The sequence below is a fragment of the Paraflavitalea soli genome (assembly GCF_003555545.1).
GTDB lineage: Bacteria > Bacteroidota > Bacteroidia > Chitinophagales > Chitinophagaceae > Paraflavitalea > Paraflavitalea soli.
Map to the genome: position 1 here is coordinate 746,130 of NZ_CP032157.1, position 25,446 is coordinate 771,575.

20 protein-coding genes are annotated in these 25,446 nt (G+C 48.2%); 9 read left to right on the top strand and 11 right to left on the bottom strand.

Going from position 1 to position 25,446, the window contains the following annotated elements:
- Positions 1-125 precede the first annotated feature (125 nt).
- On the bottom strand, positions 126-2,033 hold the full coding sequence (gene nagB, locus D3H65_RS02805; protein WP_119048797.1) for a glucosamine-6-phosphate deaminase: 1,908 nt from the start codon (positions 2,031-2,033) through the stop codon (positions 126-128).
- 297 nt (positions 2,034-2,330) lie between these two features.
- Entirely contained in the window at positions 2,331-2,909 is a 579-nt protein-coding gene (locus D3H65_RS02810; protein ID WP_119048798.1) for an RNA polymerase sigma factor, read from the bottom strand.
- A 129-nt stretch (positions 2,910-3,038) separates the two neighbouring features.
- Between D3H65_RS02810 and D3H65_RS02815 the strand changes: the two genes are divergently transcribed.
- The 5 genes from D3H65_RS02815 to D3H65_RS02835 all read left to right on the top strand — a co-directional run bounded on the left by D3H65_RS02815 (position 3,039) and on the right by D3H65_RS02835 (position 11,717).
- Positions 3,039-4,031: a FecR family protein gene (locus tag D3H65_RS02815; RefSeq protein WP_119048799.1), complete on the top strand. Its 993-nt coding sequence runs from the start codon at positions 3,039-3,041 to the stop codon at positions 4,029-4,031.
- A gap of 169 nt (positions 4,032-4,200) precedes the next feature.
- Positions 4,201-7,695: a SusC/RagA family TonB-linked outer membrane protein gene (locus D3H65_RS02820; protein WP_119048800.1), complete on the top strand. Its 3,495-nt coding sequence runs from the start codon at positions 4,201-4,203 to the stop codon at positions 7,693-7,695.
- Between the two features lie 26 nt (positions 7,696-7,721).
- Positions 7,722-9,329 (top strand): RagB/SusD family nutrient uptake outer membrane protein, encoded by a 1,608-nt coding sequence (locus tag D3H65_RS02825; protein ID WP_162915375.1) that lies wholly within the window; start codon positions 7,722-7,724, stop codon positions 9,327-9,329.
- 202 nt (positions 9,330-9,531) lie between these two features.
- Positions 9,532-10,614 (top strand): TolB family protein, encoded by a 1,083-nt coding sequence (locus tag D3H65_RS02830; RefSeq protein ID WP_119048802.1) that lies wholly within the window; start codon positions 9,532-9,534, stop codon positions 10,612-10,614.
- Between the two features lie 53 nt (positions 10,615-10,667).
- On the top strand, positions 10,668-11,717 hold the full coding sequence (locus D3H65_RS02835; protein WP_162915376.1) for a TolB family protein: 1,050 nt from the start codon (positions 10,668-10,670) through the stop codon (positions 11,715-11,717).
- Positions 11,718-11,790: 73 nt separating this feature from the next.
- Here the strand turns inward: D3H65_RS02835 and D3H65_RS02840 are convergent, their stop codons facing one another.
- From D3H65_RS02840 to D3H65_RS02855, 4 genes are all read right to left on the bottom strand, one after another.
- Positions 11,791-14,064, bottom strand: coding sequence for a glycoside hydrolase family 20 protein (locus D3H65_RS02840; RefSeq protein ID WP_119048804.1), 2,274 nt, complete (start codon positions 14,062-14,064; stop codon positions 11,791-11,793).
- 63 nt (positions 14,065-14,127) lie between these two features.
- Positions 14,128-14,550, bottom strand: coding sequence for a putative toxin-antitoxin system toxin component, PIN family (locus D3H65_RS02845; protein WP_119048805.1), 423 nt, complete (start codon positions 14,548-14,550; stop codon positions 14,128-14,130).
- Positions 14,519-14,965, bottom strand: a complete 447-nt coding sequence (locus tag D3H65_RS02850; protein WP_162915377.1) for a hypothetical protein — start codon at positions 14,963-14,965, stop codon at positions 14,519-14,521. Before D3H65_RS02850 ends, D3H65_RS02845 begins: the two co-directional genes overlap by 32 nt.
- Positions 14,966-15,017: 52 nt before the next feature.
- On the bottom strand, positions 15,018-16,928 hold the full coding sequence (locus D3H65_RS02855) for a CocE/NonD family hydrolase (protein WP_119048807.1): 1,911 nt from the start codon (positions 16,926-16,928) through the stop codon (positions 15,018-15,020).
- 38 nt (positions 16,929-16,966) lie between these two features.
- On the opposite strand from D3H65_RS02855, the gene D3H65_RS02860 reads away from it, so the two are divergent.
- The 3 genes from D3H65_RS02860 (at position 16,967) to D3H65_RS02870 (ending at position 19,380) form a co-directional block, all read left to right on the top strand.
- Positions 16,967-17,434: a nuclear transport factor 2 family protein gene (locus tag D3H65_RS02860; RefSeq protein ID WP_119048808.1), complete on the top strand. Its 468-nt coding sequence runs from the start codon at positions 16,967-16,969 to the stop codon at positions 17,432-17,434.
- An 83-nt stretch (positions 17,435-17,517) separates the two neighbouring features.
- Positions 17,518-18,543 (top strand): N(4)-(beta-N-acetylglucosaminyl)-L-asparaginase, encoded by a 1,026-nt coding sequence (locus tag D3H65_RS02865; RefSeq protein ID WP_119048809.1) that lies wholly within the window; start codon positions 17,518-17,520, stop codon positions 18,541-18,543.
- A gap of 93 nt (positions 18,544-18,636) precedes the next feature.
- Entirely contained in the window at positions 18,637-19,380 is a 744-nt protein-coding gene (locus D3H65_RS02870) for a copper homeostasis protein CutC (protein WP_119048810.1), read from the top strand.
- Positions 19,381-19,419: 39 nt separating this feature from the next.
- Here D3H65_RS02870 and D3H65_RS02875 read toward each other — a convergent pair whose 3' ends face one another.
- Both D3H65_RS02875 and D3H65_RS02880 read right to left on the bottom strand, forming a co-directional pair.
- A complete protein-coding gene (locus D3H65_RS02875; protein WP_119048811.1) occupies positions 19,420-20,085 on the bottom strand; it encodes a DUF6624 domain-containing protein in 666 nt (221 codons plus the stop codon).
- Positions 20,086-20,171: 86 nt separating this feature from the next.
- The gene (locus tag D3H65_RS02880; RefSeq protein ID WP_119048812.1) at positions 20,172-21,020 is read right to left on the bottom strand and encodes a helix-turn-helix domain-containing protein; all 849 of its coding nucleotides are present in this window, start codon (positions 21,018-21,020) and stop codon (positions 20,172-20,174) included.
- Between the two features lie 168 nt (positions 21,021-21,188).
- Between D3H65_RS02880 and D3H65_RS02885 the strand changes: the two genes are divergently transcribed.
- The gene (locus D3H65_RS02885; RefSeq protein WP_119048813.1) at positions 21,189-21,857 is read left to right on the top strand and encodes an energy transducer TonB; all 669 of its coding nucleotides are present in this window, start codon (positions 21,189-21,191) and stop codon (positions 21,855-21,857) included.
- A 57-nt stretch (positions 21,858-21,914) separates the two neighbouring features.
- Here the strand turns inward: D3H65_RS02885 and D3H65_RS02890 are convergent, their stop codons facing one another.
- From D3H65_RS02890 to pfkA, 3 genes are all read right to left on the bottom strand, one after another.
- Positions 21,915-22,613: a hypothetical protein gene (locus D3H65_RS02890; protein ID WP_119048814.1), complete on the bottom strand. Its 699-nt coding sequence runs from the start codon at positions 22,611-22,613 to the stop codon at positions 21,915-21,917.
- 189 nt (positions 22,614-22,802) lie between these two features.
- Positions 22,803-24,296, bottom strand: coding sequence for a pyruvate kinase (gene pyk / locus D3H65_RS02895; protein ID WP_211345609.1), 1,494 nt, complete (start codon positions 24,294-24,296; stop codon positions 22,803-22,805).
- 142 nt (positions 24,297-24,438) lie between these two features.
- A complete protein-coding gene (gene pfkA, locus D3H65_RS02900; protein ID WP_119048816.1) occupies positions 24,439-25,422 on the bottom strand; it encodes a 6-phosphofructokinase in 984 nt (327 codons plus the stop codon).
- Positions 25,423-25,446: the final 24 nt, after the last annotated feature.

Consider the following 25,446-nt stretch of genomic DNA (forward strand, 5'->3'; position numbering starts at 1 on the left):
TGGTAAGTGTATTTTGGTGTCGGATAAATGAAAAGCCTGAATGTTCAATACGCATTCAGGCTTTTTTATTTAGTCAGTACGATCGAATACCAGGCAATCCGAAATTCTACATGCTACATTCGGAATTAATAATGCCATCTCACAAACGCTTCCATCGCTGCATACTTCGTTAACCCCAATTGCGCATACAGGCTCGCTGTATTGCCATTGCGGTCTTCGGCGCGCTGCCAGAATTCACGGGCATCACTACCCTGGAAGGGTACACTGTCTTTCTGCGATTGGTGAATGAAAATGCCATAGCGCTTTTTCATTACCTGGTCGGGGCTCATGGGTATGGCCATTTCAATTTCACTGATATCCCATTCCTGCCAGGCGCCTTTGTACAGCCACATCCAGCAATCCTTCACCCACTCATCACCATCGTTCTTGATGCGGCGTAATGCTTCAAATACGATATCCAGGCAAACTTTGTGGGTGCCATGCGGATCGGCCAGGTCGCCGGCGCAGAAAACCTGTTGGGGTTTTAATTTGCGCAGCAGGTCAACAGTCAGTTGTACATCTGCCTCACCCATGGGGTTCTTTTCAATGGTGCCAGTTTCGTAGAAAGGCAGGTTCTGGAAGTGATAATTGTTATCACTGATACCTACGTAGCGACAAGTGGCTTTCGCCTCACAACGGCGTATCAGTCCTTTGATAGCGCGTATATCGGCCGTATCTATCTGGTTTGATTTCTTCTTTTTCAGGTAAGCCCTGGCCTGTTGCAATATTTCCGTGCTCTTGGAGCTGTCCACACCAAACATGTCCTCAAATCCTACTGCAAAGTCCATAAAGCGGGTTACAAACTCATCGGTAACAGCAATATTGCCGGAGGTCTGATAAGCTACATGCACATCATGCCCCTGGTCGTGCAGGCGCTGGAAGGTGCCTCCCATGGAGATGATATCATCATCGGGGTGGGGAGAGAAGATGATCACACGTTTGGGATAAGGTTCACTGCGCTCGGGGTGATTGGGCAGGCTGGCATTGGGTTTGCCGCCAGGCCATCCGGTGATCGTGTCCCGCATCATATAATATACCTGCAGGTTGATCTCGTAGGCATCACCTTTTTCTACCAGCAGGTCGCTGATGCCATTGTCGCGGTAATCGCTATTGGTAAGGCTGAGGATGGGCTTGTTTACTTTCAGCGCCATATTCACCACGGCTTTGCGGATCATGGCCGGCGTCCACTCGCAATCGCCCGTAAGCCAGGGTGATTTGAAGCGGGTGAGTTCTGCTGCCGCCATCTCATCCAGTACAAAGGTGCAGTCGTTGTGTTGTTGTAATAAAGAGGCTGGTATTTGTTCGTCTACATGGCCTTCTACTGATTTCTGTACTACAGGCGCTTTGCCGGGGCCCCAGGCCATCAATACAATCCGTTTGGCTTTCAGGATCGTGCTGATGCCCATGGTGATAGCCAGGCGGGGCACCTGTGATATATTGGCAAATTCGTACGCATTAGCAATGCGCGTAGAATTGTCGAGTGTGACCAGTCTTGTGCGGGAATAGATGCTGGAGCCGGGCTCGTTGAAACCGATATGGCCATTGTTACCAATGCCAAGTATTTGCAGGTCTATGCCGCCGGCATCTTCGATCAGTTGCTCATACCGCAGGCAATGGGCCTTGATGTTTTCTTTGGAAGCCTCTCCATCGGGTATGTGAATGTTGGCCGGATCAATGTCTACATGATCAAACAGGTGCACATGCATAAAGCGGTTGTAGCTTTGAAGCGCATCTTTCTCGATGGGATAGTATTCATCCAGGTTGAAAGTGATCACATTTTTAAAACTCAAACCTTCATCTTTATGCAGGCGAACCAATTCGGCATAAAGTGACTTGGGAGTAGAGCCTGTAGCGAGGCCTAAAATACATTTTTCCCATTTGGCTTGTTTGCTGCGGATTAAGTCGGCAATTTCTCGGGCTACTGATCTGGAACCTTGCTTAAGATCGGAGTAAATATTGACGGGGATCTTCTCAAACGAATCAACCATGCTCATAAAAACTATTTTAGTGGACTGAGTTATTTGAGCGCACGAAGGTAAGCGCTATTTCTATAAATCACAATGAAAAAAATAGGCATCGAGGCATAAAGGCATTGAGGCAACGAGATAACAGGTGTAATAGACAGCAGGCTGTGCCTGTATTTAAGGGTATACAGCCGCAATAGGGAAAGTTTTTGTGCAACCGGTTGCATAATACAGCAATGTAGTTCCGGTCTCGTTGCCTTTGTGCCTCGATGCCTTGTTGCCTTGTTGCCTCGATGCCTTGTTGCCTCACTGCCTCGTTCCCGGTCTTTACACTAAAAATAATAAAGGTAACTTGAGAAGTAGCCTTTTCATCGTCTTGATCGCCTGCGAAAGCAGGTTGCGGGCCACCTGGTAATTGATGTTCATGATATCACTTACCTCTTCATAACTAAGGTTTTGGTAGAACTTGAGGTAAATGATCTCTTGCTGGCGGGTAGACAGCTGTTCCAGGGCCCTGATCACCCGGGCTGTTTTTTCAGCATGTTCCTGTTTATCAATGATAAAGGTCTCATGACTGATCTCGAAGTGGCTATTTTCCGGTATTTCGGCCTGCAGGCGGGTATTGCTTCTTTTGTGGAGTGCTTTCAGTAATTTGTACTTGATGGCTTTCAATAAATAAGCCTTCACGGAGATGGAGGGCGGGGGATTCTTACTCTGCCACAATTCTATGAACAACTCCTGGATACAATCTTCCAATATCTCCGTATCGGTACATATCTTATTCCCATACCTGAATAGATCGGAATAATGACGGCTGAACAGTATGCCCAAAGCATTCCTGTCACCTTCAATAAAGGCTTTCCAGCAGTCAGTGTCTTGTTTATGGTTAATCGGGTCCTCTGGCATTCGTTGAATAGCGGGCAAACGTAAACTACCGGTAAAAATGAAGAAAATCAACCGTTAGTAAAAATATTTTTAAAATTAGCATTACAATTGATTCAAACCAGCCACTTATAACCGGAAATACGCTGATTTATGGAAAAAACGTTTTCAACAGTAGAGGATATTATAGCCGATGAGGACTTTCAGTCCTGGTATTTAAGTGGCGATCAGGCTGCCGGGCAGTGGTGGGAAGCGCGTATGGCCCAGGACCCCGCTTTGGGCCTGTTGCTGGCGGAAGCCAGGGAATACATGGCGGCGCTCATCATACGGGAGCAGGAAGTACCTGCTGCGCAGGCAGCTGCTGCTGAACAACGTTTAATGACCCGCTTAACGGGCGATACCACCACACCAGTGGTTCACCTCAAACGCCGCAACAAAGCCTGGTGGTGGGCGGCTGCTGCCGTATTGCTGATAGGCGTAAGCACAGTAGTATGGATGAACAGACCCACACCCGCCGCACAGATGCAAACGGCTTATGGGGAGATCCGCAAACAGCAATTACCCGACGGATCTACCGTCATGTTGAATGCCAATAGCGAGATCAGCTACCACGATGGCTGGAAAGAAGGCACCGCCCGCGAAATATGGTTGAAAGGAGAAGCTTTTTTCCATGTATCCAAAACACCCTCTAAGGACCGATTCATAGTACATACAGAAAGATTTGACGTAGTCGTTACCGGTACACAGTTCAATGTCATGAACAGGGCAGGTAAGACCAATGTAATGCTCACCGAAGGAAGTGTGACGCTGAAAATGAAGGATGGCACTGAAATAAACATGAAGCCCGGTCAGTTTGTGGAATTTAATGAGCAGCAGCCGAAGATCAAAACAGCCCGGGAAGAAAATGTACTCGCCTGGAAGGACAAGAAGCTGTTTTTCGAAAAAACAACCCTGCGTGTAGCTGTGCAACAGATCGAAGAACTGTACGGCGTAAAGATCTCCCTGGCCAATGATAAGATAGGCGATAAACCCATCAGCGGGATTATGATGAATGATAACCTGGATGTATTGCTGCAGGCCCTGGAAGCTACCTCGGAATTCCATGTAGTTCGAAAAACGAATAATGAGATCCTCATTACTGAATAATTGTTGAATACGGGTATTTGTATCGACTGAAAGCGCCTGGTAAACAAGCGCCTTTGGAAAAACAACCTGAATGTTTCCTGCTGCTCCGGAAAGCAGGGTGATGTTCTATGCCCGATTGGTAAAAAGTACAATCACAAAACAAACTGCTATTAACTAAATAGGTTGCATTATGAGAGTTGTTCACATAAAACCGAAATTACTTGGCTGTTTACTGGGATTGCAGTTGTTCGCTGTTCCGGCAGCCAACGCACAGGACGTATATGCCTATGCAACTGGCAAACAAAGAGCTGCTCACCAGCAAGGTGATACGAACAAAAAACCGGAAGATTCCAGCCAGAAACAACCCCTGTTCAAAGTATTAAAAGACCTCAATAAAACAAAAGGCGTTTATTTTTTATTCGCAGATGAATCACTGGGCGACAGGCTCGTGAACCCTGCCAGAAAGGACCATGCCGACATTGAGAAGATCCTGAACCAGGTATTGGAAAATACAGGATTGAAGTATAAGAAGGTCAATGACAAAACCTTTGTGATCCTGGCCGCCAAAGAGACTGCCAGGACCGACGTAAATGCTGCGCCTGCCAGTTCAGCTAGTTCCGATGCGCAGACTATTAATAATCGTTTAGGCGATGTAGTGACAGGTAAGATTACGGATGCTACGGGGGCTGGCGTGGTGGGAGTGAGCATAACCGTGAAAGGTACGCAGCGGGGTACCACTTCCAATTCAGATGGAAACTTTTCCATTGAAGTAAATAGCGGAGAAACCCTGGTATTTACGGCAGTAGGTTATACCCCCCAGGAAGTAACGCCCGGCGGTCGTACCAGTGTCAACGTATTGCTGGCCTCCTCCGGATCACAGATGACCGAAGTGGTCGTTACCGCCCTGGGTATCAACAGAAGATCAAGAAGTATCACCTATGCTACCCAAAAGATCACCGGCGAAGAGCTCACCGCAGTAAAAGATCCCAACCTGGTGAATAGCCTGAATGGTAAGATCGCCGGCCTCACCGTCAACAGGAGCGCATCCGGTGCAGGTGGTTCCGTAAAGGTGGTAATGCGTGGTAATAAGAGTACGCAGAATAATTCACCGTTGTATGTAATTGATGGCATTCCCATGTTCAACAGTTCTGTGGCACAGCCCGAGAACCTGTTTGGACAATCTTCCGGTACCGCCAGTGCCGGCCGTGATGGCGGTGATGCGATCTCCAACATCAACCCCGAAGATATTGAGAGTATGCAGGTGCTGAAGGGTGCTTCCGCTGCTGCCCTCTATGGCAGCCAGGCCGCCAATGGCGCCATCTTGGTGACCACTAAAAAGGGTAGGGCAGGTACGGCCCGCGTAAACCTCGCCAGCAGCCTCACCCTCGATAGGGTAATGCTGAAACCCGAAGCACAATTCTCCTACGGACAGGATGGCCCCAATAATGAAAACGGCTGGGGGCCTAAGAATGGCAAGGGCGATTATTCTGATGATCTTTTCCAAACAGGCGCTACCTGGATCAACAGCATCAGCCTGATGGCCGGCAGCGACAGGGCGCAGAGTTATTTCTCTTATTCCAACACCGATAATAAAGGCGTTATCCCTACTGCCAGATTCAATCGCCACACCCTCACCTTTCGCGAGAATGCCAAATTCTTCAATGATAAGCTGACCGTGGACGGATTGGTAACACTCACCAGGCAAAAATCTACCAACCGACCTTCCGCTGGTTTGTACAACAATCCCCAGGTAGGTACGTATTTCTTCCCGCGCAACCTGGATTTTGGTGCTTATAAAAACAATTATGAAGTGTATTCACCAGCCAGGGCCCTGATGGTACAGAACTGGTGGAATGTGAAATACGATGCAGGGACCTTTGGCAACGAATATTCACAAAACCCCTTCTGGATACTCAACCGCAATGTACGCGAAGATAGCCGCGACCGGGCCTTCAGTTCATTGAGCCTGCGTTATGAGATCACCAGGGGATTGGCTGTTCAGGCACGCGGCAGTTATGATATGTCAGTAGATGATTACGATGCCAAATTAAATGCAAGCACCAACCCCATCATTGCCGATCTGAATGGCCGGTATACCTGGGAGCGCAACAAGAACAATATTGCCTATGGTGATGTATTGTTTTTCTATAACACAAAGTTGAGCACCAATCTTTCCCTGGCTGCTACCCTGGGTGCTTCTATTACCGATTCACGCACGGCCGATCGCACCTTCATCGACTCTTACGGAGCGGTCAATGCAGATGGTGTAAAACAGGGACTCAGCATTGCCAATATCTTCAGCGTACAGAATATCCTTTCAGGTAACGCAGCCAAACAACAATCTGTATTGCGTTCACAAACACAATCTGTATTGGGCAGCGCTTCCCTGGGTTACAAGGACATGTTGTACCTCGACATCACAGGCAGGAATGACTGGGCTTCTGCTTTGACCTTTACCGACGACCTGAGCTTTCTTTATTACTCCGTAGGGGCAACCGCCGTATTGAATGAAATGGCCCACCTGCCCGAAGTGGTAGACCTGGCCAAAGTGCGGGTATCTTATGCGCAGGTAGGCAACAGCGTACGGGCTTTTGCCACAAATCCTCCTTTGTACAGGATCAATCCCGTTACAGGTGGACTGATCAAAAACGTAAGGGCGGCTTTCCCCAACAGGACCCTGAAGCCGGAAGATAACCGCTCTTTTGAGATCGGTACCGAATGGAGGTTTCTCAACAACCGCCTGGGTGTAGACCTTACCTGGTACAAGAACGACAACTACAACCAGTACTTTGAAACACCAGCCCCCAGCAGCAGCGGCTTCAATACCTATTTCCTCAACCTGGGACAGATTCGCAATACCGGATTCGAGATCATGGTAAATGGCGCACCGGTGAAAACCAAAGACTTTGAATGGAATACATCGTTGAACTTTGCGACCAACAAGAATACCGTAGTGAACCTGAGTGAAGATGGCGTAACCGATGGCGTGAATGGCATGTTCTTCCTCACCACTTTCGACAATACCTACGCTTCCATTGTAAAGGAAGGTGGCAGCTTCGGAGATATTATTTCTTTCGGCGCAGCCCGTGATGATAAAGGCAATCTGGCCCTCAGCAATGATGGAGCGCCCATCCGCAATACGGCCGATCGCAAACTGGTAGGCAATCCCAATCCTGATTTCACGGCAGGCTGGAACAACAACCTTCGTTACAAACACTTCGACCTGAGCTTCCTGATCGACGGCCGCTTTGGCGGAGAAGTGATGAGTATCACCCAGGCCGAACTGGACCTGCGTGGTTTCAGTGAGGCCAGTGCCAGTGCCCGTGAAAATGGCGGTGTACAGGTAAAAGGCACCAAAAACGGAGTTCCTTTTGAAGGCAAAATAGATGCGAAGACTTACTATACAGCTATTGGTGGTCGTGCGGGTATTGGAGAGTTTTATATGTATGATGCGACAGCCGTTCGCCTGCGCGAAGTGTCGTTGGGTTATACAGTACCCCTCAAGTGGAAGGGTGTACGCAGCCTCAATGTATCCTTCATAGGCCGTAACCTCTTCTTCATCAAACGCGATGCACCATTTGATCCCGAGATATCGCTGAGTACCGACAACGGCCTGCAAGGCGTAGATGTATTTGGCCTGCCTGCTACCCGCAGCTACGGAGTTAATGTAAAAGTTGCTTTCTGATTGACCATTTTAAACGCATGTATAATATGAAACGTAATTATATTTTCTTCAACCTGTTTTTATGTGCAGCGTTAATCCCCTGCTTTATCGGAGGCGGTTGTACGAAACGCTTTGAGGATATCAATACCGACCCTTACGGGCTCAGTGAATCCGATCTGAAAGGCGATTTTGCCCTCTATGGCGCACCTTTCAGCCAGATGCAGCTGGGTGTGCACCTGTTTGCCCCTGAATGGCAATACCAGTTGATGCAAAACCTGAATGCAGATATCTTCTCCGGTTACATGATGACCCCCACACCCTTTGCCAATAACGTCAACAACTCCAGTTATGCCATGATGGACGGCTGGAACAACAACACTTGGGTGCTGGCCTACGACAACGTGATGTCGCCTGCCCAGGCAGTTATTGACCGGGCCAAAAAAGAGAAATATGCCAACTTCGAGGCCTGGGCCATGATCCTGAAAGTATTGTCCCTGCACCGTGTAAGTGATGTATTTGGGCCAGTAGTGTATACCAACTTCGGTAAGATCAATGCCGATGGTAGCGTAACCTACGATTCACAACAGGAAGCTTATACAGCTTTCTTCAAAGACCTGGATGATGCGCAGGCCAAACTGAAGCCCTACGCCCTCAGCGCCGATTCGGCTAAGATCTTCAAGAACTTCGATCTCTCTTATGCAGGTGATTATAAGAAATGGATGAAGCTGCTCAATTCCCTGCGCCTTCGCCTGGCCGTAAGAATTGCCAAAGCTGATGCCGCCAAAGGGAAGACAGAAGCCGAGAAAGCCATGTCGAATGAATTTGGCCTTATCGAGAACAATGAAGATGATTTTATCATCAACAGCAAAACCCTCAACAATCCGATCAGTGTTATTTCCAACAGCTGGGGCGATATCAAGATGGGCGCTCCCATTGAATCCTATCTTACCGGGTACAATGATCCACGCCTGGCAAAGTATTTCTCGCCAGCCACTGATCCGGCCGTTGCAGGACAATATAAAGGTATTCGCAATGGTATCGACCTGCCCAATGATCAATTGTACCGCAAGCTGTCGAACGTGGCCAACCTCAACACCAGGATGCCGATGCTCACCGCAGCTGAAGTATGGTTCCTGAAAGCAGAAGCTAAATTGCGGGGATGGGCCGTGCCCGAGCTCGCTTCTGTACAGGAAGCTTATGAGAAAGGTATTCAGCGTTCCCTGGCCCAGTGGGGAGTAGAAGGGCAGTTTGATGCGTACAAGAATAGCACCGCCAAACCTGCTCCGTATGTAGATCCTTTCAACGCTGCCAATAGCGTATTGGCTGGTTCGCCCATCCTCAGTACAGTAAGCCCCAAATGGAATGATGCCGGCTCTGCCGATCAGAAGCTGGAGCAGATCATTACCCAGAAATGGCTGGCCCTCTTCCCCGAATCACAGGAAGCCTGGACTGAACAACGCCGCACCGGTTATCCGAAATTATTCCCCGTGGTGATCAATAACAGTGGGGGTGTAATACCGGCCGGACAATTCATCAGGCGTATCAATTTCGCCATCAGTGAAAAAGAGACCAACCAGGCTGGCTACCAGGGAGCTGTACAAAAGTTGGGTGGTGCGGATAATATCGCCACCCGCCTGTGGTGGGACAAGCCGTAGGGGAGGTGATAGCTATCAGATGTTAGCTGTTAGCAATTAGGTATTAGCTTTTAGCAATTAGCTGATGCCTCAATAAACAGGAGTATTTTAAGTGTTATACGTAGTCGTTATCGAGGTACAAATTGGCCCCTTCTTTATAGAAGGGGCTTTTTCATGCAACGTTGTCGGCGTAAGTACTGTCAGGCTGCAAAACAGCCCACACATGAAGAAATTTGCAGCCCTCTTCCTGTTGGCGATCAGCGCCTGCAAAAAGGACCACCAGGATCCCGATCCTGGCCTGCAACCACTCATCGACAACGGTCCGGCGGAAATAGCCTTTATTTCAAGGCGTATTCCAAACAGCGCGGATTGGCAACTCTTCCTGATGAATTCAGATGGCAATCACCAGCGGCTTATATCTGACCGTATTGTAAAATGTACCCCTGTTACAGGCTCACACAACGGACGGAAGATCGCTTTCAATACGTATGAAAACGGGCAAAATAATTTATATGTAATGGATAAGGCCAATGGCAGCACTACTTTGATAGGCTCCCATGATGATTATATCAGTAGTGCTGTCTGGTCGCCCGATGATACCAAAATACTATTTGTAAAATTAGATGACCGGCGCGCCCAGGTCCTGACTTATAGCATTTTTATTATCGATGCCGATGGCAGGAATGAAAAAGCCCTGGTGACCGGTATATCAGCCGGTTCTCCCCAGTGGTTCCCGGATGGCAAAACGATTGGTTTTATCGGCGTGGAAAATGGTAAGGCTGGTGTTTATTCCATTCAGCCGGATGGCAGTGGTACAAAACGGCTGTCCCCGGCCGATCAAAGCTTTGGAGGTTTCAGTATATCACCTACAGGTAAGCAGATGGTATTGGTGAGCAATAGCCAGGATGGATCTCAACTGTTCTTAATGAATGCCAATGGAGGCAGTACAAAACAGGTTACTACTTCCGTTAGCCCCAGGGTGTGGCCGGGGTGGGCGAGGGATGGCAACCATAGCCCTGTCTGGTCGCCGGATGGAACGAAGATCGCTTATGTATCCTGGGCCAATGGGTCACCGGATATTTTTATAATGGATGCCAATGGTAAGAACGACAAGCGGCTCACCAATTCTCCTATGCGGGATGAAAACCCGGAATGGAGCCGTGACGGGAAATATATTTATTTTAGTTCCAACAGAGATATGTCGGTAAGCAGTGAGATATACCGAATGACGCCCGATGGAAAAGCTCAAACACCGCTCACCAAATGGATAGGGGATGATATATACCCTGTGATCCTCAAACAGTAATACACACCCACACGATGCGTTGTACCCTTGTAATATTATTTTTTTTAGTTGCTGTGGCTTGCAGGAAGGGAAAAGTGGAAAATGAGATCCAGGAGCCGCTCGACCTCAACGCCACCGATGAGATCGCCTTTATTGCCAAAAACGGGACTACGGAGGGCTTTCAGCTATTTCTCATGAAGACCGATGGTAGTGGGCTGCACGCCCTGTCGGGGGATACCATCGCCAATGAACCGCTGGCAGTTTCGCATGATGGGAATAAGTTCCTTTATTCAACCCTCGATAAAAGCAGGACCAGCCGGCTGTATGTAATTGATAAAAGAGGGGGAGGAGCTGTATTATTGGCCAGCGACACAGGTTTTTACAGCAATATGTCATGGTCGCCGGATGATCGTACAATATTATTCCAGAAATGGATGATGGGCCTGGGAAATACTTCCTCTAATGTATTTGTGATGGACAGTGATGGCAGGAATGAAAAGCAGCTTACTACAGATGGCAGGAGTACCTATCCGCATTGGTTTCCGGATGGCCGCAAGATCATTTATAATGCGGTCAATAACAATCCCGGTATTTATATTATGGGGGCGGATGGAAGCAATGCGTGGCGGCTTGGTCTTGCAGGTACAGTGTATGCCAATGCGATACTTTCTCCTGCCGGCGATAAAATTGCCCTGTCATTTGTAAGCGCGGGCAATCAAGGCTCTCTCCTGTATGTTACAAATGCAGATGGTACAGGAATGAAAGAGGTGGTAGTGGCGCCTCCTCCGGCTGTACCTTCAGCCTCTGCTTATTACCGGGTTATCGAACTAAGCCCCGCCTGGTCGCCCGATGGCACCAAAATAGCTTATGCCTGCACGGTGGGCGACAATTCAGAGATATTTGTGGTGAATAGTGATGGAACCGAAAATAAGCGACTTACGAAAACAAGCAAACTGGAAAGCAACCCGGTTTGGTCGAAGGATGGCCGGCATATTATATACCTTGCCAATGATCCGAAAGCGTATAATCCTGCGATATATATTATGCGGGCCAATGGTCATTCGCCAACGCAGGTTTCAACAACGGATGGGTTTATTATGTATCCAACTTATATCGGACAATAGCTTCGAAAAAGAAAAAGGAGACAGCTTTCCTGCCCAAGGCAAACGAAAGCTGTCTCCTTTTTTATCTCCTTAATTAGTTAACCCCAATCTCATCTACAAACAACCAGGCTTTGCTGCCGGAGCCCGGTTTGCCTTCGCTGATAATGCCGTGGTTCTTAGCCACCACTTTGATAAAGCGGGCGTTGGTTGTATTGAAAGGAATGGTGATAGAAGCCATATTGTTGTCTTCTTTTACTACTTCACTGGTTTTGCCCAGGGACAGGTAAGTGCTGCCATCAGCAGAAGCAAATACTTCTACATGCTGCGGAGGATATACCCAGCTGGGCTGCTGATCCAGGATATGCACATTGACAGAAGATACGGATTGTGCTTTGCCCAGGTCGATCACCGCTTCCATATCAGGTCCCTGCCAGCCCAGCCATTCATCTGAATTAATGCCCTTGTCTGATTTGGCGCCATTGACCAGACCAAACGTACCGCCATTACCGGCACGGTTATCAGCAGTAGGCGTTGCGATCGTTACATGCTTGCCCGTGGCCTTGGTGATGATGAAAGACTGCCATAAACTGCTCGTTTGCTTTCCGTCTACGAATAGTATAGCATTTATGTCTATATCGTGCTTTACCTCAATGGGTGCTGTATATGCCGGGAAGGCAGAGCTAAATTTGCCTGGTATATAGTTTATTTCGCCAGCTGCAGCAGCCGTTTGCAATGTCAATACCACGCCATTGTTGTCCTTGGCGGGTGTAATGCTGGCTTTCAGATCAAAATAAGCCTTGCTGTAATTAGTGCCCCAGAGATCATATCTTTTGAATTGCTGCTGTAAGCGCTTCTCAAAATCAGGCCAGTTGCGTTGTGCTTTCGGGCTCCACAATACTTCACTCAATGCACTGGCGCGGGGGAAGATCATGTATTCCACTTTCGATGGATATTTCATGTATTCCGTCCATACATTGCCTTGTGCTCCCAGCACATGTTTGGCTTGCTCCTCATTCAACTCTTTGGGTATGGGCTCATAGCTGTACACTTTTTGTACGGTGGTATAGCCGCCAATGGTCACCGAATCTTCATTCTTTGTTTGTGAATGATCAAGGTATACATGGCTGCCGGGTGTCATGATCACATCATGGTTTTGTTGCGCAGCTTCAATGCCCCCTTTCTCACCGCGCCAGCTCATCACTACCGCTTTGGGGGCCAGGCCGCCTTCCAGTATCTCATCCCAGCCGATGAGGGTTTTGCCCTTGCCATTGATGTACTTCTCCATGCGTTGTATGAAATAGCTTTGCAGCTCATGCTCATCTTTCAGGCCCAGGTCTTTGATGCGGCGCTGGCATTTAGGACAATGCTTCCAGCTTTCCTTGGGACATTCATCGCCCCCTACATGCACATATTGGGCAGGGAACAGCGGAATAACTTCATCCAGCACATCCTGCAGGAAATTAAACACCGAATCATTGCCGGCACAGAATACATCATTAAATACACCCCAGGTTTCCTGTACTTTATAAGGCCCGCCGGTACAACCCAGGTTGGGAAAAGCGGTCAGTGCTGCGGAAGCATGGCCCGGCATCTCAATTTCAGGGATCACCGTGATATAGCGTTTAGCTGCATAGGCTACGATCTCCTTTACTTCTTCCTGTGTATAAAAGCCGCCATAGCGGGTATTGTCGTTGCCTTTACCGGGATAGCGGCCAATGATGGTGCCATTGCGGTAGCCGCCCACTTCCGTCAGCCTGGGATACTTTTTGATCTCGATACGCCAGCCCTGGTCTTCCGTAAGGTGCCAGTGGAAATAGTTCATTTTGTGCATGGCGATATAGTCGAGATACCTTTTTACAAAACTTACGGGGAAGAAATGACGGCCTACATCCAGCATCAGGCCACGGTATTGAAAGCGCGGATAGTCCTTGATATTGACAAAAGGGACCTTTAAGGCAGCAACTTTTTCGACGGGCAGCAACTGCAATAAGGATTGCACACCGTAAAACGTGCCTGCCTCATTGTCGCCGGCAATATATACCTGGTCTTTCTTTACCTGCATCACATAAGCGCCGGGTAAGGCATACTCCATTTTCTCATAATTGAGGTGAATGGCGCCCGGTGCGTTCTTCGTACTTACTTTCAGGGTAAAACCATATACTTGTTGCAGGTACTCATTGAGGAAGTTGGCGGAGTTTTCAAGGCCGGAACCATCCAGTACGATGGGAGTATTCTTCGTGATGGTAAATTGCCCGGCTATTTTGGGCATCTTTACTTCCACCGGTTGGGGAATGATGTTTACCTGTGCAAGAGGGCTATGGGCAATCGAAAACAAGGCAAGGGCAAAAAGAATACAAGGTTTACGCATGGCGATCAGTTTAACATTTGTGCAGTTGAACCACTAAATGTAATGAGGTTTCGCGTAAATATTTCATGCAATCGATAGCATAAAAAATTCTGGAAGACTTACGATCCGGGTTTGTTCAAATTGTTGCAGGCAAAGCAGGTCTTTGTCGCCGGTTATTAAAAAATGAGCCCCGGCATCTTTTGCCAGGGCTAACAAAAAGTTATCGTCCGGGTCTCTGCAAACCGTCACTTTAGAAGTGACGGGAAAGAGAATGGTTGATCCTGCATAGTAGTATAGAAATTCAAAGTAGTGATGCAATTGGAACAGCTTCCTGAGATGCGGCTTATTGATCATGTCCATCACCTCTATGTCCAATTCCCTGGAAGCATATAGCTCAAATGCGTCATTTAGTATGACACGGTTAACTATTTCATTGCGCATTTTACTGATGGCAATGCTAATCCACCAGTTTGTATCAATGATTACTTTTGTCCTCTTTGCGGGCATAGCGTTCTGCTCTTGCTTCTTTTACCATTGCTGATATTTCATCCATACTGATGTCATAAGAAGGCCAGCTTTGAGAGGCTTCTGCCAGCATTTTCCTTGCATTGAGGCGTTGCTGAAAATCAGTATCAGCTTCTTTGCGAAAAGATATGCCCCTTTCGGAAAGTACCTGCTCTATATATAGCAGGTCATTTTCATTGGTTACATCAACGATCACTTTTTCCATATCTTCTTTATTAGGCGTTTTGTCTGTGCGGTATATAGCTGGCGCCTCCTCAACTACCGGCGGCTCCTCCTCCCTCACAACGTACGGTTTTTCCTCACCACCAGATTGCTCATCAGGCACAATACTAAACAGGAGACCATGGCGGAGGGCGAATTCCTTTATCATTTCCAGCTCTTCCTGGTTCTTAGGCATGAATACGATATTTCCCATCCCCTAAATTACAATTTTTTATAATAAAAACTAATTATTTTAGTACCGGCAATACAATATTGCTGCTGTTGGCGGCATCATGGAAAATACGGATCGTCGCTTTCTGAAAATCACTGTCCTCCGCTTCATAGATATTCACAAATTTCTGTGGGTTGCGGTCCACCAGCGGAAACCAGCTGCTTTGAACCTGGATCATGATGCGGTGACCTTTTTTGAAGGTATGGGCCACATCCGGCAGCTCAAATTTCACCCGTTCTGTTTTGTTGGGTTTGAAGGCTTCGGGTGTTTCGAAGCTATTGCGGAAACGGCCGCGCATTACTTCGCCCCTTACCAGCATCTGGTAGCCGCCCATGGGATAAGGGCCGCCTGCATCACGTCCGCCTGCTTGTGCAGTACCTGGATAACTAAAATCATCCGGAAATACGTCCACCAGCTTTACAATGAAATCAGCATCGGTGCTGCTAATGCTGGTCAGCAGGTCGGCCACCAGCGTGCCACCCAGGGTAACTTCATCTGTTAATATATCAGTCTGGAAGGTCAGTACATCTGTTCTGCGAGAAGCAAAGCGCTGATCATCCGTCATATAATCCCTGGTACGGGAAAAATGTACATCTTCTGCATAAGGCACCGGTTTGGCAGGATCACTGATGTATTCGCTGAAACTGTTCTTGCCCGTGGGCTTGTCCCAGCCCAGCTTACCATTGGGCTGCAGGTAGAGCGGTTGATCGGCTTTATTGGCCGGCGGCCATTGGGGGTATTGCTTCCATTCGTTGGCGCCGCTGAAAAAGATGGTGGCTTCCGCCAGTTTGGAAATATCGCCCTTTCCTTTCAGGAAATAATTAAAGAAGGGCAGCTCTATATTGTTCTGGTACCAATGCGAAGTATTGGCGCCAAATTGTACCCGGCCCAGTTTGGTACCGTCCAGCGAAGACCACTGTCCATGGTACCAGGGCCCCATCACTATTTTGTTGAAAGCGGTGGATGCATTCTTTTTCTCAATGGCTTCATACAGGCGCCAGGCGCCGAAGCAATCTTCCGCATCAAACAAACCACCTACGGTGAGCATGGCGGGTTTGATATTGCCTACAAAGTTGCGGGGATTGCGGGCCTTCCACCAGGCATCCAGGTTGGGGTGCGCGTACAGTTCTTTCCAGAACTGTAAACTGTCGCCCGTCAACTTCATGAAGTTCTTCAAGGCGCCAATGCGCAGGTAAGTCTCATAATTATCATTGCGGGGTATCTGTAAAGCCGACTTGGGTCCTACGGTAGTAGGTTTGGGACGGGGATAACCAAAGCCACCGGCATAGAAGGAAAAGCCATCCATCAGCATAAAAGCGCCGTTGTGGTGGAAGTCATCGCCCATAAACCAGTCGGTAACCGGCGCCTGGGGACTTACTGCTTTCAACGCCGGGTGACCGCTCAGGGCCGCCATGGTAGAGTAGAAGCCAGGATAGGAAATGCCCATCACGCCTACACTGCCATTGGTATTGGGCAGGTTCTTTACCAGCCAGTCGATGGCGTCATAGGTATCGCTGGCTTCATCGATATCCTGGTTGGTCTTCTTATCAGGATTGAAGGGACGCACATCTACAAACTCCCCCTCACTCATCCAGCGGCCACGTACATCCTGTGTAACAATGATGTAGTTTTCGCGGACATAGTGCCGGAAATGACTGATCCATAAATTGGCGCGGAAGTTCTGTTCTCCGTACGGTGCACAGGAGTAAGGTGTGCGCGTCATCAGGATGGGGTGTTTCTCGGTAGCATCTTTGGGAAGATATACGGAGGTGAACAGTTTCACCCCATCACGCATAGGAATGTACAATTCCTTTTTGGTGTAGTTTTCCCGGACCCAGGCGGAGTCCTGCGCTGTTTGCAGGCTCAGTTGTGCGTGGGTAGTAAAAATAATAAGGCAATTCGCAAGGAAAAGGAGTAGTTTTCTCATGTAACCATTAATTTTAAAGGTCTAATGTAACACGATTTATGCATCCACACCAACAACTCATCGAAAAGTTCTATACTGCCTTTAATAAAAAGGATGCCCCGGGTATGATCAGTTGCTACCATGAGGAAGTGACTTTTTATGATCCTGTATTTGAAAACCTCAATGCGGCCGAAGTGGCTGCCATGTGGACGATGTTGTGCAAAAATGCCAAGGACTTCTCCCTCGAATACAAGAATGCAGAGGCAGGTAATGAGTATGGTAGTTGTGTTTGGATAGCTACCTATACCTTTTCTGCTACCGGCCGCAAGGTCACCAACTACGTTACCGCCCATTTCAAATTTCATGAGGGCCGTATCATCGAGCACATGGATTCCTTCGATCTGTGGAAATGGAGTCGCCAGGCATTGGGTTTCAAGGGCCTGTTGTTGGGTTGGAGTGGTTTTGTGATCAATAAAGTACGCAAGTCGGCCAGGTCAAACCTGCAAAAATTTATGGCCCCCAAATAGGGTGAAAACCTTAAGTTTACAGCTTGTACTACAAGCGCCGGGCGCTTATAACCAGTTCGTTCAAGAGAGATCTACTACTAATTATGTCAACCAGAAGAAAGTTCTTACGCTCGTCTGTGGCGGGCTCCGCTGCTGTACTATCCGGCCAGTCATTACTAGCCATGCAGGAAGTACCTTACCCTGTAACCAAAGGAAACCCTATTGTCATCTCTACCTGGGATTTTGGAAAAGCCGCCAATGCGGAAGCCTGGAAGATATTGTCTGCCGGCGGTCGTGCACTCGATGCGGTGGAAGCGGGCGTAAAAGTGCCGGAGGCCGATGAAAGCAACCAATCGGTAGGATATGGCGGCCTGCCCGACCGCGATGGACGGGTAACCCTGGATGCCTGCATCATGGATGAGCAATACAATTGCGGTTCGGTAATGTGCCTGGAACATATTATGCACCCCATTTCTGTAGCCAGGCTGGTGATGGAAAAAACACCCCATGTGGTACTGGTAGGCGATGGCGCTTTACAGTTTGCCCTGGCCAATGGATTTAAGAAGGAAAACCTGCTTACCCCTGCTTCCGAAAAAGCCTGGAAAGAATGGCTCAAAACTTCAAAATATGAGCCGTTGATGAATATTGAGAACAAGCTTTACAATAAAGAAAATGATCCGATGCCGGGTGGCATCAATAACCATGATACCATTGGTTTGCTGGCCATGGATACCAACGGCCAGTTGAGCGGCGCTTGTACGACCAGTGGTATGGCTTACAAACTCCATGGCAGGGTAGGGGATTCGCCCATCATTGGCGCCGGTTTGTATGTTGACAATGAGGTAGGCGCAGCGACCTCCACCGGTGTGGGAGAAGAAGTGATCCGCATTGTAGGTTCACACCTGGTGGTAGAACTGATGCGGCAGGGCCACAAGCCGGAAGCGGCCTGCAAAAAAGCAGTGGAACGCATCATCAGCCGTAGCCCGGAAAAAGCAAAGCAGGTGCAGGTGGGTTTCCTGGCCATCAATAAAAAAGGGGAGTTTGGCGCTTATGCCTTACAGCCTGGCTTTACTTATGCTGTGAAGAGCGGAAAAGAAGAAACGATCTATAAAGGGAAGAGCATTTACTAAAGAGGTATTAGCAGTTAGGCGTTAGCCTTTAGCAGTACAGCTAACAGCTAAAAGCTAACACCTTTTCATTTTCATAGAAGTATAAGTGTATCTATGTCGGATATCATTCTTGAAGTATGTGCTTTCAACATCCAATCCGCCCTCATTGCAGAAAAAGTAGGAGCGGCCAGGGTGGAGTTGTGTGAGAACCCGGTTGAAGGCGGCACTACGCCTTCTCATGGTACCATCCGGCGCACCCGTGAGCGGATCAATATTGAATTGTACCCTATCATCCGGCCACGTGCAGGCAGTTTCTGGTATGATGAGGATGAGTTTGCCATCATGAAGAAAGACATTCTCCTGTGCAAAGAACTGGGTTGTGAGGGCATTTCCACCGGTGTGCAGCTGCAGGATGGACCAATAGATACAGAAAGACTAAAGCGCATCGTAGAATGGGCTTATCCCATGGGCGTTACCTGCCACCGGGTATTTGATCGTACACCCGATATCTTTAAAGCTTTGGAAGAAGTGATTGATTGTGGTTGTGAGCGGATACTCACCAGTGGCGGCAAAAGCGCTGCGCCCGATGCTATAGATATACTGGCGCAGCTGGTGCAACAGGCCAATGGCCGCATCATCATCATGCCGGGAGCAGGTGTCCGCGCTTCCAATATAGAAAAACTGATCACCGGCACAGGTGCTACAGAATACCATACTTCTGCCAGGGTCAATGTGCCTGATGCGGTTACTTATCAGAATCCTGCTATTCTTGATAGTGGCCAGGTAGTGATTGCCAATGAAACAGAACTGCGGCAATTACTGGCCAATGCACAAAAAATAAAGGCGGCCTCTGAATAGGCCGCCTGTTCATGCACGGCAGGTTGGTCGCGACCAGTACTATTGTTTGATGGCGTATAATTTGGCTTTGGTAATGCCTTTTTGTTCATACACAGTTTTGTTCATTTCAAAATGCATGCTACTCATCGTATTCAGGTATTCTTCAATACTGCCCAATCCCATTTCCTTCCGGTGTACATTGATCAGTAAGCTATCTTGTGTGGGTCTTGGCAGGGCCTGACAACTGTCAGTATTATAGGTAACCTGTGTCGCATATATTTGCTTACGGCCGGTATTCAGCAATACCCTGTCCGTGAGGTAGGCATAGTCCGAAGGACTGGCATTCTTTTTATCTACCTGTTTTTTCATGGCCGTCAACACCTTTTCCTGGAAGGCAGGCCATTTATCACAATGCTGCACCATCAGCCAGTAGTGATGGGAACCATCTTTCCCCACCAGGTCATACCCGGGAAATCCATACCTGTTGAATATATTTTCCATGATCTCTTTGTGGTTGCCAAATACACTGTCTTTGTAGTGCTGCCAGGCTTCCCTGGATAGTTCTTTGTATTTGCCCGAGGGGATATTCGCAGCGATCTGGTCCACATCTTTCCAGGTATTCAGTGAATCGGCCAGGGCTTTATTGAAGGCAGCAGTATTTTGTGCCTGGCAGATATGCCCGGTGAGCAATAAAGTTGTTACCAATAGCAGGACAGGATACTTCATTGTTTATCTGTTTTTGTTTTCAGCTCTATCTATAAAGCAAAGTAACCTCACCGGAGAGGCTGGAAATTGTATTTTTCGGACAAAGGCTATTCTTTAACAAACCGGAAAATAAGGTGGTCGTCGGCCAGTTTTTCAACACTCTTGAAGAAGGCGGTGGGATTGGAGCCCGTTAGCTTATTGTATACCTTGATAAAATAGGCCTGATCATAGAAATTACTGTCGTAGCCGATCTCTGTGAGCTTTTTAAACTGTGCATTGAACAGTTTGTTTTTCAACGAATGCCGGAAGCGGGCAATCTTCTTCCAGGCCACCGGCGAAATGCTCATATGCTTTTGGAACAGGCGATTGAAAGAGCGGGTAGTAAGCCCCAGGCGTTCTGCCATTTCTTCTATCGAAGCCTGTTCTCCGAAATCAGATAACCAGCCAATGGCCTTGTCCAGCAGCGCCTGCCCGGCAAAGGGGGTATAGATGGACAACAGGAATTCTTCCAGCACATCCACCCTTTCCTGGTTATCATCTGTGGCAAAAAACTTGTTTTGCCAGCGTTGATAAGCCGGCCATTGATCCCAGGCCAGGAATGCCTGAGAGTCTTCCGGCGCTATTTCTCCAAACGGCTGGTTAATAAAAGAACTGATGCCGCATGGTTTGAAACAGATCGTTACCTTATCAATAGGGCCTTGCAGGTTCACCAGGAAAGGTTGTTGAAAGTTTCTTTGGATCAATGCGGCGCAAGGTCCGTTCTTGATAGCCTGTACGCCTGTATAGTTTGCTTTGATCTCATAGGTGGCCGACCGGTGCAGGCTGAGGGGTACAGCTATATTGGGGAATGCATAATACGTGGTTTGGAAATCCGGTGAATCGGCTTTCAGGAAATAGTAATACTCAATATGCTGCTGCAGTATTGAGTGTTGGGGATAGAAAGTCGCAATGTTCATGGTGTACTAAGTTCAAATGTAGGGTAAGTAAATGTTAATATGCCACGATCTGAGCAAAATCGTCCCCATTCTTTACCCCAATAGGTGTACAACTGCCTGAATATCTGTGGATGGCACCGTATTTGGAACCATTGCCGGGAGACCAATTATTCACTAAAACAGGTACATATGAATACGCAGAAATATAACTGGAAACAAGTGTTAATAGCAGGAATGTTCGTCACAGGAAGTATATTGACCGGATGTGAAAGTAGTGATTATAAAACACGGTCGATAGAAAACGAAGCGCCTGCCGGCGATGCCACTACGATGGATAGTACACAGGGTAATCCGGTGGATGAAGCCATGACCTCCAGGGACAATGTATCGGATAAGCCAGTGACCAATCCTGGTACGGATGCCGCAACAAATCCTTCCTCTGTGACCCGTAAAAAAGGTACAAAGGGCCGTGCATCCATACGTATGACGAGTGCAGCGCCTGAGAAAAATTCAGTAGCTGTGAAAGATGCTGATGGTATCTATTCAAGAACAGATGTAATGCCGATGTTCCCCGGTGGTGAAGCGGCTTTGCAGAAATTTGTAGAAGACAATATTGACTATCCTGAAGAAGCGATTGAACAAGGTGCCGAAGGAGATATCAGGGTTGCCTTTACAGTAGATGAAAAAGGTAAAGTGACCAATGTAAAAGCAATAGATAACAACAAGACTGAATATGGGATGAAAGAAGAAGCGATTGCGGTGATGAATAAAATGCCAGCCTGGACACCCGGAACGGTCAAAGGCAAGAAGGTGAAGACAAGGATGCAATTGCCGATCAGCTTTCAGATCATAGAATAAATAAAAAGGGGCGGTTTAACCGCCCTTTTTCATTGGTATATTGAGTAAAGTGATCGATCACTGTTGTAGTTTCGGTGCTTTTGCTTTCCTGATCTTCACCACTACCCCGATGCTTCCAAAATAAGGGAACACCCGCACTCCATCGCCCCATTCACCGCTGTTCTTCATCGCCAGGCCCTGTAGCAGCTCAAAGCGCAGGTTTTGACCACCTACCGCAAATCCAAAATAGGGTTCATAATAAATAAGATCGTCGTCGAATTCATTGCCTTTCAGCCGCCCGTTATAGAACAGGTAATTGGCACGTAGTCCTATATAAGCATCCAGGCGGGCGCCGGTATTAAAGATCGGCTTGTCAAAGGCCGCAAACTGTGCCTGCAGAAAGGGGCGGTTATAATTGCCGGTCAATCCTATTTTGTCCTTTTCGTTTTTACCCATGCCCAGACCCAGGTAAAAACCTGCTACGGTATTGTTCTGCGGGTTGGTTTGCACACCTAGGGAAAGTTCCGATTCAGTGTTCTGATAACTGTCGTCGGCTGCCGGGATGCCGCCAATAAATCCATTGATATTGATATTCTGTGCCAGTGCAACGCCTCCTTTAAGGGCAAGGCCTACGGAGCCAAAGGCAAGACCAAGCTGGCCTTCTCCGGCTGCGGCATAGGGGATGGCATTGACCATGGTTGGTACATAATGGTAGGTGGGGGCTTTACAGGCAGTAAAATAACTAATGGTTAAAGCAGTGAAAAGCAGGGATTTCATATGGTGTGCATGTTGGTTTGAGTGGTTATAGGGTGCCGATCTGATCGTATATACGAAGATGCCGTGATTTGCGATTGGCACTTATACAAGGAATGTGCCGGAGAGAGGCGCAGAGGATAGGGGCATAAAAAAAGTGTTCGCCCAGGGGGCGAACACCGTTCAGTATGATAGGAAGTACCCGTGATGCGGTTACTCTACTTTTGTGATCTTTAGTACGTTGGTAGGTAGGTGAAGGTGTACCGGTACACTACCTGTATTTACCACTACACTACCTGGCTTGATAAAGCCGCGTTCTTTCAGGATATTGATCTGGTCGAAGATGATATCATCCAGGCTTTCTTCTTCATCATAGAAGAAGGCGCGTACGCCCCAGCTTAAGCTCAACTGATTTACCAATGTCTTTTCTTTGGTAAACACATAGAGCAATGACTTAGGCCGGTAGCTGCTTAGTACGAAGGCGGTGTAGCCGCTCTGCGTCATACCGATCAGGGCATCAGCGGTGGTATCGTTGGCCAGCTTACAGGCGTTGTAACATACTGCGTCACTCAGGAAAGAAGGGGAGTGCGGCTGTGGTTTCAGGTCTTCTTCGCGGTTATAGCGGTATTCTGTTTTCTCCACTTCCAGGATGATCTTACGCATGGTTTCCACTACCAGGGCAGGGTGTTTGCCGGTAGCTGTCTCACCACTCAGCATCACCGCATCGGCGCCTTCCAGTACGGCATTGGCTACGTCGGTGATCTCACTGCGGTTGGGCTTTACGCGGTCGATCATGCTCTCCATCATCTGGGTGGCAACGATCACGGGCTTGGCGCGGTGGATACATTTGCGGATGATGTCGCGTTGTGCCATTGGTACTTTTTCTACCGGCAGCTCTACACCGAGGTCGCCACGGGCTACCATCACACCATCGGATTCTACTACGATATTGCGCAGGTCAACCAGGGCAGAAGGCATTTCAATTTTCGCAATTACTTTGCTCTTGCTGTTCCTTTCGGCCAGCCTTCTTTTCAGGTCTACAATGTCTTCGGCTTTGCGTACAAAGGAAAGGGCTACCCATTCTACTTCCTGGCCAATGATGAAGTCCAGGTCGGCAATATCCTTCTCCGTCATAGCGGGCAGGGATATATTGGTATCAGGGAGGTTCACACCTTTCTTAGGCAGCAGGGTACCGCCATAGGTTACCCTTACTTTTACATCGCCACCTTTGGTGATCTCGGTAACTACTACTTCCAGTTTACCATCATCGATCAATATCTTGTTGCCCACTTCCACATCTTCGTGCAGGTTGGGATAGGATACATAGATCTTTTCTTTGGTGCCTACTACCTTTTCTTTGGAAGTAAAGGTGAGGATGTCACCGGGCTCGATGGCCAGGGCGCCGTTCTCGATCTCTCCTACGCGCAGCTTGGGGCCTTGCAGGTCGGCCAGGATGGCAATATTGTAAGGCTCTTTCGTGTTCATTTCCTTGATATAGGAAATGATCTGGGCTTTGTTTTCATGGGTGCCATGGGAAAAGTTCAGACGGAAAATGTTAACCCCGGCTTTTACCAGTTCCAGTAATTTTTCATACGTATCGCATGCTGGTCCTACAGTAGCCACAATCTTCGTACGGTGCGTGATATGTTCAATACCCGCTTCCTTGTCCATTTCATTATGCAGATATTTCGAAAGGTCTCTTGCCATGTGTGTTGGGATTACTTTGATTTACAAATTCATATTAGAAAAGCTTCGGGCTGCTAGCTTCGAGCTGCGAGCCGCTTGATTCCGGTTTAGTGCTGTTTTTAGCTCGCAGCTCTCGCGGCTCGTAGCTCACAGCTGTTTCGATTTAGCTGGCGAGGATCTTAACGATCTTCATCCATTCGTCACTGATCTTTTGCTTCGATTTCACAGCCTTTTCCAGCAGGGTATACTGCATGCGGTTGTTGAGGATGCCCACCATTACGTTGTGGCGGCCTTCCAGCAGGCACTCTACAGCTGAATAGCCCATGCGGCTGGCAATAAGCCTGTCGAGGCAGGTGGGTGATCCACCGCGCTGGATATGTCCCAGGATACACAAGCGGGTATCTACATTGGGCAGTCTTTCCTTTACCAGGGCAGCAACCTGGTCGCCGCCGCCAAATTCATCTCCTTCGGCTACCACTACCATGTTCACTAGCTTTTTACGGCGTTCTTTTTCCTGGAGTGAGCTGATCAGCTCTTCCATATCCGTTTTACGCTCGGGAATGAGGATATGTTCGGCACCGGTGGCAATACCGCTGTGCAGGGCTATATAACCGGCATCCCGTCCCATCACTTCAATAATGAAAAGGCGGTCATGCGCGTCGGCGGTATCCCGTATCTTGTCAATGGATTCTACAGCTGTATTGACCGCTGTATCAAATCCAATGGTGAAATCGGTACCGGCAATGTCTTTATCGATCGTACCGGGGATACCGATACAGGGAATGTCAAATTCACGGCTGAATACATCAGCGCCACGGAATGAGCCGTCGCCGCCAATGATCACCAGGCCATCGATGCCCAGGTCTTTCAGGTTATTATAGGCCTTCTGACGGCCTTCTTTTTGGAGGAACTCTTTACAGCGGGCGGTTTTCAGGATGGTGCCTCCGCGTTGAATAATATTGGCCACACTACGGGAATGCATAGGGATAATGTCGTTTTCCACCATGCCGGTATAACCGCGCATGATGCCATATACTTCCAGTCCATAATAGATACCCGTTCTTACAACGGCACGAACAGCGGCATTCATCCCCGGCGCATCGCCCCCGGAAGTCAGAACACCGATTTTTGTCACCTTTTTTGCCATGAATTAGTTCAGTTAGTTATTTTT